This is a genomic window from Pseudoclavibacter sp. Z016, from assembly GCF_002931215.1.
GTDB lineage: Bacteria > Actinomycetota > Actinomycetes > Actinomycetales > Microbacteriaceae > Pseudoclavibacter.
In genome coordinates this window covers 1-13,583 of record NZ_PSTU01000026.1, presented here as the reverse complement: position 1 = coordinate 13,583, position 13,583 = coordinate 1, and the positions used below count along the sequence as shown (strand labels likewise).

At 70.5% G+C, this 13,583-nt stretch carries 10 protein-coding genes; 9 read left to right on the top strand and 1 reads right to left on the bottom strand.

Going from position 1 to position 13,583, the window contains the following annotated elements:
• Positions 1-517: 517 nt before the first annotated feature.
• Positions 518-2,443, top strand: coding sequence for an amidohydrolase (locus C5B99_RS18745; RefSeq protein ID WP_219819685.1), 1,926 nt, complete (start codon positions 518-520; stop codon positions 2,441-2,443).
• Positions 2,444-3,345: 902 nt separating this feature from the next.
• On the opposite strand, the gene C5B99_RS18735 is transcribed toward C5B99_RS18745, so the two are convergent.
• A complete protein-coding gene (locus tag C5B99_RS18735) occupies positions 3,346-4,077 on the bottom strand; it encodes a FadR/GntR family transcriptional regulator (protein ID WP_104244939.1) in 732 nt (243 codons plus the stop codon).
• A gap of 121 nt (positions 4,078-4,198) precedes the next feature.
• On the opposite strand from C5B99_RS18735, the gene C5B99_RS18730 reads away from it, so the two are divergent.
• From C5B99_RS18730 to C5B99_RS18695, 8 genes are all read left to right on the top strand, one after another.
• Positions 4,199-5,344: a mandelate racemase/muconate lactonizing enzyme family protein gene (locus C5B99_RS18730; RefSeq protein WP_104244937.1), complete on the top strand. Its 1,146-nt coding sequence runs from the start codon at positions 4,199-4,201 to the stop codon at positions 5,342-5,344.
• Between the two features lie 280 nt (positions 5,345-5,624).
• On the top strand, positions 5,625-6,770 hold the full coding sequence (locus C5B99_RS18725; protein ID WP_219819684.1) for a Gfo/Idh/MocA family protein: 1,146 nt from the start codon (positions 5,625-5,627) through the stop codon (positions 6,768-6,770).
• Positions 6,771-6,840: 70 nt separating this feature from the next.
• Entirely contained in the window at positions 6,841-7,755 is a 915-nt protein-coding gene (locus tag C5B99_RS18720) for a sugar phosphate isomerase/epimerase (RefSeq protein WP_104244935.1), read from the top strand.
• Between the two features lie 171 nt (positions 7,756-7,926).
• Positions 7,927-8,682, top strand: a complete 756-nt coding sequence (locus C5B99_RS18715; protein WP_104244933.1) for an SDR family NAD(P)-dependent oxidoreductase — start codon at positions 7,927-7,929, stop codon at positions 8,680-8,682.
• Positions 8,679-9,866 (top strand): aldose 1-epimerase family protein, encoded by a 1,188-nt coding sequence (locus C5B99_RS18710; RefSeq protein ID WP_219819571.1) that lies wholly within the window; start codon positions 8,679-8,681, stop codon positions 9,864-9,866. Before C5B99_RS18715 ends, C5B99_RS18710 begins: the two co-directional genes overlap by 4 nt.
• 98 nt (positions 9,867-9,964) lie before the next feature.
• Positions 9,965-11,401: a CaiB/BaiF CoA-transferase family protein gene (locus tag C5B99_RS18705; protein WP_104244929.1), complete on the top strand. Its 1,437-nt coding sequence runs from the start codon at positions 9,965-9,967 to the stop codon at positions 11,399-11,401.
• Entirely contained in the window at positions 11,398-12,663 is a 1,266-nt protein-coding gene (locus C5B99_RS18700) for an extracellular solute-binding protein (RefSeq protein ID WP_146082067.1), read from the top strand. Before C5B99_RS18705 ends, C5B99_RS18700 begins: the two co-directional genes overlap by 4 nt.
• Positions 12,660-13,454 (top strand): enoyl-CoA hydratase/isomerase family protein, encoded by a 795-nt coding sequence (locus tag C5B99_RS18695; RefSeq protein WP_104244927.1) that lies wholly within the window; start codon positions 12,660-12,662, stop codon positions 13,452-13,454. Before C5B99_RS18700 ends, C5B99_RS18695 begins: the two co-directional genes overlap by 4 nt.
• The last annotated feature ends 129 nt before the right edge of the window (positions 13,455-13,583 follow it).

Here is a 13,583-nt window from a genome sequence, read left to right as displayed (position 1 = left end):
GCCCGCCCCTCCCCGCCGCGCAGGGCTGAGTTGTGGTCGTTCTCACGCGTTCTTGACGACCACAAGTCCGCTTTGGGCGTGCGCGCGCCCCGCCGCCGCATCCGCCGCAGTTCTCTCGCTGTGCCACGACTTCGCGTGCCGCTCCTGGTCCGCCCGGCCTGCGCGGGCCTCCTTCTGCTCAGGCCTCGTGTGCTTCCCCCGCTTGCCCAGAGTTGAGTTGTGGTTGTCCTGGCGCGTTCTTGACGACCACAAGTCCGCTTTGGGCGTGCGTGCCGAGCTTGGCGGGCACGCCGGATGCCCGGGCGCGGGTTGGGGGGATGGCGGGGTGCGGGGTGATTGGTGCGCACGGCTTGGTGCGGACGGCGCGGTCGCCAGCGCGAGTTCGGGAGAAGCGACGCGCGCGGCAGCGATGCCGGTGCGCGGCATACTGGTGGCGTCGCCGCGAGGCGCCTGCTCCGCCCCGAGCTCCACCCCGCACTCGTCGCCCGTCACCAAGGGCGACGCCCGAAGGAGTCGCATGCCCGAGCCAGAAGCCCCCGACGAGACCGCGGGTGTGCCCTCACCCGCGTCCAGCTCACCATCGGTGCTCGACTCCGGGCAGTCTGCTCTGGGACAGCCCGTTCCCGGGCAGCCTGTTCCGGAGCAGCAGGTTCTCGGGCACCCCGTTCTAGGACAGCACGTTCCCGCGGTGCCCGACTCCGGGCAGCCCGTTCCCGCGTTCGCTGACGCTGAAGCGTTCATCCTCACCGCCGACACGATCGTGACGATGGATGCGCAGCTGCCGCGTGCATCCGCGGTCGCGGTCGCCGGCGCGAAGATCGTCGCCGTCGGCACGCTCGCCGAGTGTGCGGAGGTTCTGCCGGGCGCCCCGGTGCTCGATAGCGGCGCGCCCGTGCTCATGCCCGGCTTCATCGACCCGCACAGCCACCCGTTCCTGAGCGGACTCGCCACGCAGCTCCCGGCGCTGTCGATCGCGCCGTGGAAGGCGCCGCGCTGGAGCGACGTGCTCAGCATCTTCTCGCAGGCGATGGCGGAGAACGACGCGGGTCTTCCCCTGCTCTTCAACGGCTTCGACGCGCTCCTGCACGGTCGCCCGGCCCCGACGGCCGCCGACCTCGACGAGATCTTCGGCGACCGGATCGCTGTGGTCGTCGACAACTCCGGGCACGCCTGCTCGTTCACGTCGGCGCTCATCCGCAGTCGCGGCTGGGACGCGCATCCGCCCGCCGACCCGATCGGGGGATCGTTCGCGCGCGACGCCGACGGCGCGCTCATCGGCATCTCGTACGAGATCCCCGCCAACACGGCCGTGCTGGGCCCCGTCATGCAGCAGCTCGGCGGCAACCCTCTCGGCAGCGCAGCCGAGTACTACGCCCTCATGGCGCGCGCCGGCATCACCTCGACGTCCGACATGACGTTCTCCGCCGACCTCGCCCCCGCCTACGAGGCGCTCGCCGTCATGCCGTCTTCGCCGCTGCGCGTGAGCCTGTGGGAGGTGTCGACCGCCGCAGATCCGGGGGCTTCCGCAACGTTTTCCGCGGGGGAGGAGCGACTCGTCAAGCAGGGCGTGAAGCTCTGGACCGATGGGTCCCCGTGGATCGGCAACGTCGCCACCTCCTTCCCCTACGTCGCGAGCGAGGCGACCGAGCGAGCGGGCATCGACCCCGCGACGGCGGGTGGCGCATCCGCCATGAACTACTCGCGAGCACAGGTGGATGCGATCCTCGACCGTTGCGCGCCGCTCGGCTGGCAGATGTCGTTCCACGCGAACGGCGACCTGGCCATCGACTTCGCTCTCGACGCCTACGAGCGCGCGCTCGCCGAGCACGGTCTGCTCGGCACCGACCACCGCTGGCGCATCGAGCACGCGGGGGCTGGGCGCCGCGAGCAGTTCGAGCGGGCCGCGCGCCTCGGCGTCCACGTCTCGCTCGCGCCGTTCCAGTACTACTTCTGGGGCGACCTCCTCGACGGGCACATGTTCGCGCCCGAGCACGGCGCGCGCTGGCAGGCGTTCGCCGAGGCGGTCGAGGCGGGGGTCGTGGTGTCCCTGCACAATGACGGCTCCGTGTCCCCGCCGGCACCCATCCTGAACGTGCAGACTGCCGTGACCCGGCGCACGAGCAGCGGGCGCATCCACGCCCCGCAGCAGGCGATCTCGGTGGATGCGGCGCTCAAGGCCCACACGATCGACGCGGCCCGCACCCTCCACCGGGAGCACCTCGTCGGATCGATCGCGGTGGGCAAGCTCGCCGACTTCGTGGAGCTGAGCGCCGACCCGTACGAGGTGACGCCCCGCTACCTCGCCGAGCGTGTGCAGGTCCTCGGAACGTGGGTGGATGGGGCGCGCGTCGACCTGCCGGAGTTCCTCGCCGCGGCGCACGCCAGCGACCCCGCGCCGCACGTCCACCACGCGGCACGCGGCCACACGGGGCACGGCTGCTGAGTCGCGCGGGCCGGGCCTGGCGGGCAGCGTCTCGCGTGCGGGGCCTGGCGGGGCTGGTCCTGGCGGGCCGGGTCTCGCGTGCGGATTCTCGCGGGCCGGGCCGCGCGCGGTTGCGTGCCGAGTCTTGCGTGCCGGGCCGCGCGCGCCGGCCCGCCAGAGTTGTGGCCTGGTGCGGTTGGGGCCGGGGTTAGCGGCATCTCCCCATAACTCTCTGCTGGAGGGGCGTCTGCGTGGCGGCCGGGGTTCGTCCGCGTGCGTATCCGCGTCCGCGGAGTTGTGGCTCGTTGCGGTTGGGGGCGGGGTGGGGAGCACTTGCCCACAACTCTCCGAGCGTCCTGGGTCCTGGTGTGAGTGGACAGGTTCCGCTGGCCGTTGGCTGCTGGCTGCTCGCCCTTCGCCGTTGGGGTTCGGGCTCCGAGGTCGGTGGACCCGACCCGACTCGGCGCCCACAGAGTTGTCGCTTGGTGCGGTTGGGGGCGGGATGGGCAGCGCTTGCCCACAACTCTTTGATCGCTCGCGCTCTGTGGAACCGCGTCCGCTCCCACAGCGTTGTGGCTTGGTGCGGTTGGGGTCGGGGTTAGCGGCATCTCCCCACAACTCTCTGCGGGAGGGGTCTGAGAGGCGTCCGGGTGGCGTCCGCGTCCCCGTCCGCGTTCGCGTCCCCGTCCGCGTCCGCGGAGTTGTGGCGGGGTGCGGTTGGGGGCGGCGTGGGGAGCACTTGGCCACAACTCCGGGGCGCGCTGCTGCTGCTGCTGCTGCTGCTGCAGTGGAGCCCGAGCCAGGGCCCGCCGAGCCCGAGCCGGAGCCCGAGCCAGGGCCCGCCGAGCCCGAGCCGGAGCCCGAGCCAGGGCCCGCCGCAGAGCCCGCGCCGGCGCCCGCGCGAGCCCCATGGGCCGGCCGCGCTAGTCGCGGATGCGGCGCCGCTCCCACGCGAGCGCGATGTGCTCGCGCATCTCTCTGGCGGCCGCCTCGCTGTCGCCGGCTTCGATGGCGGCGTAGACGCGCTCGTGCTCTTCGAGGGTGAGGCGCACGGCGTCGGCACCCGGAGCGCCGTAGTAGCGGCTGCTCTCACCGGCGCGCTTCGACAGGCTGCGGGCGATGCCGGAGGCGAGGCGGTCGCCGGCGGTGTCCATGACGGAGAAGTGGAAGGCGACATCCGCGGCGGCGAACGCGTCGCGCTCGTCGGCGGTGGCGTGCATGGTCTCGAGGTGGTCGTGGATGACGCGCAGCTCGTCGTCGCTCCGGCTCGTGGCGGCGGCCGCGGCGATGCTCGACTCGAGCTGCCCGCGCACGACGGCGAGCTCGTCGAGGATGCCGAGCGTCTCGTCGTTCTCGATCATGGTGCCCAGCACGACCTTGTCGAGGATGTTCCACTCGGACTGCGGGGCGATCTGCGTTCCGCGTCCTTGCACGACGGAGACCATCCCCTTCTCCTCGAGGCGCTTCATGGACTCGCGGATGACGGTGCGGCTGACGCCGAAGTTCTCGCACAGCTCGGTCTCGGTGGGGAGGAGGTCGCCTGGTGCGACTTCTCCGGTGACGATGGCGGAGACGAGGTCGTGCACGACCTGCACGCCGAGCCTCGCGGCGGGCGTGCGGTGGGTGCCGAGCCGGGGCGTCGTGGTGCTGGACATGCGGTGATTGTAGTCACGAAGTGGCCCGCGAATCCGCGCACACGAGCAAAAGCCAGAAAAACGTATGACGAATAAATCATGTGATGTATGCTGAATCTCCCATCTGAAGATCAAGGACGATATGAAGATCACCGGCTTCCGCTTGCTCACCACCCGGCACGACTGGGGGCGGTCGATCGGCGACGTCAACGGCCACATCCGCGCCGCAGTCACCGACGTCCCGATCGTGATCCTCGAGACCGACGAGGGGGTCGAGGGGGTCGGCATCGGTTCGCACGCCGACGTCGCCAGGCTCTTTCCGGCGCTCGAGGGGGAAGACCCCCGAGGGGTCTCGGCGCTCTTCGACCGGATGCTCGCGCAGGTCTTCAAGTCCGGTCACGCGGGTGCCACCTACGGCGGGGTCGCGACGCTCGATGCCGCGCTCTGGGACCTCAAGGCGAAGCTCGCCGGCGAGCCCCTCTGGCGCCTGCTCGGCGGACGCGACAGGTTCGTGCCCGGGTATGCATCCGGCCTCGACATCGCACTCGACGACGGCGAGCTCGTCTCCTTCTATGAGGACTTCGCCGAGCGCGGCTACGTCGCCGGCAAGCTCAAGGGCGGCGTCGACCCGGTCGCCGATCTGCGTCGGCTGCGGCTCCTGCGCGGCGTGCTCGCTCGCAACACCCCGAGTCCGGGCCTCATGCTCGATGCCAATGAGTCGTGGCAGGTGAAGCAGGCGGTGAGGTACGTCTCCGCGATCGAGAGCGAGATCGACCTCCTGTGGGTCGAGGAGCCGCTGCGGCGCTGGGATGCGCTCGGTCACGCGCGCCTGTCTGCGGCGGTGCGCGCGGCGGTCGCGACGGGAGAGAACCTGACGGGCGTCGACCAGTTCCGTCCGCTCTTCGACGCGGGGGCGCCCGACATCGTGCAGGCTGGCGCCATCTGGGGGGTCACGCACGTGCTCCGCCTCGCCTACGCGGCGGATGCCAGGAACCTCCCCGTGAGCCCGGTGGGCTACAACACGAATCCGGCCGTCGCCGCCGCCATGACCGCGGTGCCGAATCACCTGACGACCGAGGTGCAGGCCCTGCACTGGGCCCACGGCATGAGCGTCGATCAGGAGTTCGCGGACGGTGGCATCGTGCTCGGTGACCAGGTTGGGTCCGGCATCAGCATCGACGAGTCTGCGATCGTGGATGCGGGGCGCGGGTGGGCGGATCCCGCCGGCCCGCACATGCGCCCGTCTCGCGCTGGGCTGCGGGTCGTGCTCGATGGCGTCGAGCGCTGAGCTGGCGCCTGGTGTGCGGTGGACTCGGCGGGCTGGCGCGCGAGAGTTGTGGGCAGGTGTCGCTGGCGGTCAGGACGAGCGCGTCGGGCCACAACTCGGCGCGGTGGGGGTGCCTTTGGGATGCGATCACATCGGCGGGCGAAGAACCTGCCGTGAGGACTTGCGGCGGGGTCGTCGCATCGGTACATTAGGTGCAATGGCAGCGCTACCAGTAGCGCTCACATAGACCGGGTTCCCATCCGGTTCGCACACGCTCACGCAACGGCGCGAAGGAGTCGCAGTGTCCACGAGTTCCCTTGAAACGCAGGCCGGACAGGCCGAGGTCGGCAGCGCCGCCCTCCTGCCGGACGGCCCCGTGCGGGCCCGCTCCGCGAAGATCGGCGCCATCGGCGCTGGCGCCATCATGGCAGACCAGCACCTCGCGGCCTACAGCGAAGCCGGCTTCCCCGTCGTCGCGATCGCCTCCAGAACCAAGGCCAACGCCCAGCGCGTCGCCGAGCGGTGGGGAATCCCGACCGTGCACGACACCCCAGAGCAGCTCATCGAGGACCCCGAGGTCGAGATCGTCGACATCGCGTACCCGCCCGACCTGCAGCCCGCGCTCATCCGCAAGGCCCTCGCGCAGCCGCACGTCAAGGCGGTGCTGGCCCAGAAGCCCCTCGCCCTCACGCTCGACGAGGCCATCGCGCTCCGCGACGAGGCCCAGGCTGCCGGCAAGATCCTCTCCGTCAACCAGAACATGCGCTACGACCAGTCGATCCGCGTGCTCAAGCAGCTCCTCGAGCGCGGCGAGCTCGGCGAGCCCGTCTTCGTCGAGATCGACATGAAGGCCGTGCCCCACTGGCAGGGCTTCCTCGAGGGCTACGACCGCCTCACGCTCGCCAACATGAGCGTGCACCACCTCGACGTCCTCCGCTTCCTCTTCGGCGACCCCGACGAGATCATGACCGTCACCCGCTCCGACCCCCGCACCCGGTTCCCGCACACCGACGGCATCGTCGTCTCCACCCTGCGCTTCCCCGGCGGGCTCCTCGCCCTCTCGACGGAAGACGTGTGGGGCGGCCCGCGCGAAGAGGGGTTCGACGACGACTTCTCCATCACCTGGCGAGTGGAGGGGACCCGCGGTGTCGCGAAGGGCACGATCGGCTGGCCGAGCGGCACGCCGTCGACCATCACGTACGCCTCGGCCGCCCGCGCCGACGGGGGACCGTCGACCGACGGCAAGTGGGTGACGCCCACCTGGGACACGCACTGGTTCCCGCACGCGTTCATCGGCGTCATGGAGCAGCTCCAGCACGCCGTCGAGACCGGCAGCGAGCCCGCCCTCACTGTCGCGGACAACGTCAAGACCGTCGCCCTCATCGAGGCCGGCTACCGCTCCATCGCCGAACGGCGCCCCGTGCGCCTCGACGAGTTCCCCCTCTGACCTCGACCCCCGCATCCACTCACCACCCCTCAACGGGCCAACGGCCCCAAGCGAAGGAGCAAAGAAGCTCATGATCCAAGTCGGCATCTTCAGCGGATACTTCCCCTACGACCTCAAGACCACCGCCCAGAAGGCGCGCGAGCTCGGCTTCAACACCGTCCAGCTCGACCTGCACTTCAAGGACCTCGACCTCACGGCGGGCCAGATCACGAAGGAGAAGGCGAAGCTCGTCGCCGACACCTTCCGCGACAACAACCTCCCCATCTCGGCGATCTCGGGATACACGAACATCGTGCACCCGGACCCGGACCACCGCCGCGCGAACGTCGAATACCTGAAGGAGATCATCCGCAACGCGCGCTCCTTCGGAACGCCGTACGTCATCAGCGAATCCGGCACCTTCAACCCCGACAGCGAGTGGGACAGCGACCCGCACAACAAGACCGAGGACGCCTACGAGCAGGTGCGGGACGTGCTCGCCGAGCTCGCCCAGGAAGCGTACGACCACGGTTCGATCTTCCTGCTCGAGACGTACGTCAACAACGTCATCGGCTCGGTCCGCGAGACGGTGCGCGTCTTCAACGACATCCGCTCGCCCGGCATCGAGCTGCTCATGGACCCGACCAACTACTTCGACGCGTCGAATATCGACGACCAGGCTGGCGTGCTCAACGAGGTCTTCGACACGCTCGCCGACAAGGTGCGCGTCGCCCACGCCAAGGACGTCAAGCGGGCGGGCGACGACAAGAGCGAGAAGCACGCCGACATCGGCGACGACGACGCGCTCGCGTCGCACACCTTCCGCGGCGTCGGCGAGATCGAGCTGCCGGCCGCGGGCCTCGGCTCGCTCGACTACGAGCTGTACCTGCAGCGACTCGCGGAGCGCAGCCCGAATGCGCCGCTCATCATCGAGCACCTCGACGAGTCGGACATCCCGCGCGCGAAGAAGTTCATCGACGACATCCTGCGCAAGTACTCGATCTAGCCGGCGCTCGCGCCCGTCGGGGCGCGGCGCGCAGCGGTCAGCTTCCGTGATGACTCGAGCCGGATCGCCCGAAGAGGGTGGCGTCCGGCCGAGTTGTCACGGAGATTGGACGGGGCGGGCGGCGGTGCACGCAGGGTCAGCAGACAACAACGGGCTTCGGCCGGAGGAACCATGACGGAAACAGGTGAGAAGCCGGTCGCGATCGTGACCGGTGCTGGCGGATCGCTCGGACGGGCCACCGCCCTGCGACTCGGGCGCGACGGCTACGCCGTCGCCGTGCTCGGGCGAGGCGGCGCGACGCTGGCGGAGACGGCGGACGAGCTGCGGGCTGCGGGCATCCCCACCTACGTGCTCGAGGTCGACCTGCGCGACGCCGCCGCCATCAAGGCGGCCGTGCGCGAGGCGGAAACCGAGTTCGGGCCAGTGCACGCGCTCATCAACAACGCCGCGATCTACCCGCCGACGCCGTTCTTCGACATCACGGTGGAGGAGTTCGACGACGTCGTCGCGGTGAACCAGCGCGGCTACTTCGTTGCGGCGCAGGCGGCGGCCGAGCTGATGCGCGAGCGCGGCACCGGCGCGATCGTCAACATCGGCTCCATCACGTGGAGCGGCGGATGGGACAAGCTCGCGAGCTACGTCACGACGAAGGGCGCCGCCGTCGCAATGACGCGGGCCCTCGCCCGTGAGCTCGGCGAGTTCGGGATCCGCGTGAACCTCCTCTCTCCGGGGGCCTTCCCGACGAAGGCCGAGGAGATCCACGAGAATCCCGAGCAGTACACGCAGTTCGTGCTCGACCACCAGTCGCTGAAGCGGCGCGGTGACCCTGACGAGGTCGCGAGCGTCATCTCCTTCCTGGTGGGCAAGGACTCGAGCTTCGTGACCGGGCAGACGATCAACGTCGATGGCGGATGGGTGATGATGTGAGCGAGCAGCAGACTTCAGGGGCGGCGGCACGGACCGGGGCGGCGGGCGCCGGTGGCACGGACGGGGTCGACGTCTTCGGCGCCGAGCTGTCGATCGCCGATCTCCGCAGGCGCACGGGCGACCTCTCCGCCGTGGCGGGCATCCGCCAGGTGGTGCTCGACAACGGCGTGGAGCGCGGCGTGCGGGCGATCGACCTGCGCACCTCCGCCGGCCTCGAGCTCGAGGTGCTCGTCGACCGGGCGTTCGACCTCGGCTCGATGCGCTTCCGCGGTGCCCCCATCGGGTGGCGCAGTGGCAACGGGTTCCGGCATCCCGGCCTGCACGAGCACAACGACGAGGGCGGGCTCTCCTGGCTGCGGGCGCTCGATGGGCTGCTCGTCTCCGGCGGCCTCGACCACACGCTCTTCGGCGGCGAGGTGGATGCGACCCGCTACAACTACCCGCCGAAGCAGACCGTCACGCACGGGCTGCACGGGCGGCTGACCGCGATTCCGGCGCGGCTGCTCGAGGCGCGTGAGCTCGAGCGTGACGGTCGAGTGGTGCTGCGGGTCGTCGGCGAGGTGATCCAGGCGACGGCGTTCGGCGAGCATCTGCGCCTGACGCGCACGATCGAGCTCGACTTCGACGGTCGCGAGGTGCGCTTCGACGACGTCGTCGACAACCTCGGGTTCGACCCGACGCCCCACATGTTCCTGTACCACATCAACGTCGGCTGGCCCTTCCTGGATGAGGGTGCGAGGTTCGTCGCACCCATCACGAAGCACCTCTGGCAGTCGGACTCGGTCGCCGAGCAGGGCACGAGCTACCGGGTCATGCCCGCTCCGATCGACGGGTTCGTGGAGCAGGTCACCGAGCATGAGCTCGTGGCCGGCGACGACGGCAGGCACCGCGTCGCGCTCATCACGGCCGGTGGCGAGCGGGGGATCGAGCTGAGCTGGGAGGCTGCGGGCATGCCCCACTTCTTCGAGTGGCAGAACCTGCGCAGCGGCCAGTACGGCATCGGGCTCGAGCCGAGCACACACCACGTGTCCGGGGATGCGGCTTCGCGCCAGGATGGCACGGCCCTGTTCCTCGAGCACGGGGAGTCGCGCAGCTACTCGACGACGATCCGCGTGCTCGACGGTGTCGCGGAGACGAGCGCGGCCGAGGCCGCTATTCGCGCTATCGGCGATCAGCCGGAATGAACCTCCATGCCCGGGGCTGACGACGAGGTTGGCTCCGGGCGTCCTACACTTGACATGTTAGCGCTGCCAGCGGCGCATCCACCGAAACGAGGAACACCATGAGCGGCGCAGACGGCACCAGCGACACCCACCAAGCAGACTCCGGGGCAGGCGGTGGGATCCTCTCCGGCATCCGCGTGCTGGACTGCTCGATCGCCATGGCCGGCCCCTTCGCCGCGCAGCGCCTCGGCGACCTCGGCGCCGACGTCATCAAGGTCGAACCACCAGCAGGCGAATGGCAGCGCCACGCACCGGCCGGAGGCGCGGCGGGCAACGAGATCAACGTCTCCTTCCTCTCCCTCAACCGCAACAAGCGCTCCATCGCGCTCGACCTCAAGTCCGACGACGGCCGCGAAGTGCTGCGAGAGCTCGTCGCCACGAGCGACGTCTTCCTCCAGAACTACCGGCCGGGCGTCGCCGCCCGCCTCGGCGTCGACTACGAGACGCTGCGCGCCATCAACCCCAGCATCGTCTACGTGTCCGTCTCCGGATACGGCGAAGACGGGCCCTACAAGATGCGCCCGGGCCAGGACCTCCTGCTCCAGGCCATGAGCGGCGCCATGCTCTCCACGGGCCGCGACGGCGAACCCCCGCAGGCCGCCGGCCAGTACCTCGTCGACGCCATCACCGCATCCACCGCCTTCGAAGGCGTGCTCGCGGCGCTCTTCCACCGGGAGCGCACGGGCGAAGGCCAGCTCGTGACCGTCAACATGCTCGACGCCATCACGACCCTGCAGATGCAGGAGCTGTCCGTGTTCACCGCAGGCGGCGTGCCCCAGCAACGCAGCGCCGAACCGCACGCGCACGTCTACATCCGCTCGCCCTACGGCTCCTTCGCGACCTCGGACGGCTTCATCGTGCTCGCCATGCCCGACCTCGAAGAGCTCGGCCGCACGATCGGGGAGGACAGCTTCATCGGCCTCCACACGCTCGACGACTCGTGGCGCCTCCGCGACGAGGTCTTCGCCAAGACCGCCGCCCGCCTCGCGACCAACACGAGCGCGCACTGGCTCGACGCCTTCTCGAAGACCTCGATCTGGGCCGGCCCCGTGTACGGCTACGCCGACCTCGTCGCCGACCCGCAGATCGCGCACAACGGCACCTTCGTCGAATACGAGCACCCGACCGAAGGGCTCGTCAAGACGCCGGGGTTCCCCTACAAGTTCTCCAAGACGCCCGCCCGCATCGACCGTGGCGCGCCCCTCACCGGCGAGCACACACGCGAGATCCTGGGCGAGCTCGGTCACGCCGCCGCGCACATCACGGAGCTCGCCGAGCGCGGCGCCATCGCCGTGCGCGACACCCTGACGAACGTGCAGGAGCACCTCGACGGCGCCGTGCTCGCCGACGGCGCCGTCCTGCCGGGCGGATCGGACGCGGCGCTGCCGGGAGAAGGCGCACCGGAGAGCGTCGCCGTGGAGAGCGTCGCAGCGGCCGGTGTCGCCGCGGCCGCCCCGGCGCCGGCCCACGCGGAAGCCGCCGGCGAACGATCATGAGCGAGAGCTCGCCGTCCTCCCCGGACACCAGCACGGGCGGGGCCCGCTACCGGGGCCTCACCTGGGACCACCCCCGCGGCCGGAACGCGCTCGAAGCGGCGGCAGCGCTCACCGCCGCAGCCCCTGGAAGCCGACAGGCGCTGATCGAGTGGGACGCGCATCCGCTCGAAGGCTTCGAATCGGCTCCCATCGCCGAGTTGGCCGAGCGCTACGACCTCATCGTGCTCGACCACCCCCACCTCGGCGAAGCGCTCGCGAGCGGCTCGTTCGTGCCGCTCGAGGAGATCTTCGACGCCGCCCTGCTCGACCGCGTGGCCGCCGACGCCATCGGCCCGAGCTTCACCTCCTACTCGCTCCAGGGCTCGCAGTGGGCGCTGCCGCTCGACGCCGCGACGCAGGTCTCGGCCGCCAGGGCCGACCTCCTCGCGGGCGAGATTCCGACCACCTGGGACGACGTCCTCGCCCTCTCGGAGCGCACCAGCGTGGCCCTCTCGCTGGCTGGCCCCCACGCCTTCCTCACCTTCGCGTCCGTGCTCGCGGGGGCTGGCGCGCCGCTTGCCGACGCCCCCGACTGTGGCTCCCTCTTCTCCTCCCGCCCCCTCGCCCGCGAGGCCTTCGAGGTGCTCGCGACCATCGCCCGCCGCTCACCCGCGGCGACGCACAGCGAGAACCCCATCGCCCTCCTCGAGCGCATGAGCAGCACCGACTCGCTCGCCTACGTGCCGCTCGTCTACGGCTACGTCACCTCCTCCTCACCCACCCTCCAGTTCCGGGATGCACCCCGCTGGGGCACCTCCGCCCGCCTCGGCTCCACGATCGGCGGGACCGGCATCGCCATCTCGAGACGCTGCCGCGTCACCCCGGAGCTCACCGCCCACCTCGCGTGGCTGCTCGACGCAGAGACGCAACGCACCTTCATCCCGGAGCACGACGGCCAGCCCGGCCTCCGGTCCGCCTGGCACGACGACGCCGTCAACGAGGCCTCGCACGACTTCTACGCCAACACCGCGACGACCATCGAAGAGTCCTGGGTGCGGCCGCGCTACGACGGGTACATCGCCTTCCAGACGGCGGCGTCCGCGCTGCTCCGCGACGCGCTGCTCGGCGATGCCTCCTCGTCGACCGACGCTGCAGCCTCGTCAGCCCCCGCCGAGCGGTGCCTCGACGCGCTGGATGCGGCCTTCGCTGCATCCACGCGCATCGATGCCCCAGCCGCGCGCATCCACCCAGCCGCCCCAACCACCTCAGGAGTCACCCCATGACCGGCAGCGTTCCCCAGCTGGAGACCGACGAGATCCTCGTCGACCTCGACGGCTTCACCGCGACCGTCACCATCAACCGCCCCGCGAAGCTCAACTCGGTGACGCAGGAGATGTCCGACGCCCTCGTCAGCGTCGCGACCTGGGCCAACGAGAGCGACGACGTGCGCGTCGTGATCCTCACCGGGGCCGGCGAGCGCTCGTTCTGTGCGGGCAGCGACATCCGCTCCCTCGACAAGTACGCGACCCCGTGGGACTTCCGCAACCGCGAGGACTACTGCGACGCACTCCGAGCGCTGCGCAAGCCGATCATCGCCGCCATCAACGGCTACGCCTTCGGCGGCGGACTCGAGACGGCCATGATCTGCGACATCCGCCTCGCCGCCGACACCGCGTCGCTCGCCGCCCCAGAGATCAAGCTCGGCTGGATCGGCGGAGGCGGCATGGCCTCGTTCCTCGCCCACTCGGCCGGCGCCAGCAACGCCGCCCTCATGCTCCTCACCGGGGACCCCATCTCCGCGCAGCAGGCTCAGGTCTGGGGCATCGTGTCCGAGGTGCTGCCAGGGGAGCAGCTGCTCGCACGCGCCCGTGAGCTCGCCGCGACCATCGCATCCCGCCCGCCCATCGCCGCCGAGACGGCGAAGGCGAACCTCCGCGCCTCGTTCAACATGGGCCAGGACGCGGCCGTCGCCTACGAACGCGACCTCCAGACCATCACCTTCGCGACCGCCGACGCCGACGAGGGCCGTGCCGCCTTCGCCGAGAAGCGCCAGGGCACCTTCCGCCGCCGTTAGCCACGGCTCGCGTCATGCTGCCGCACGTCCTGTCCCACCCCGCCGCACCTCGTCTCGTCTCGTCCTGTCTCGTCTCGTCTCGTCTCGTCTATCCCGTCCCGTCCCGTCCCGTCCCGTCCAGTCCCGTCC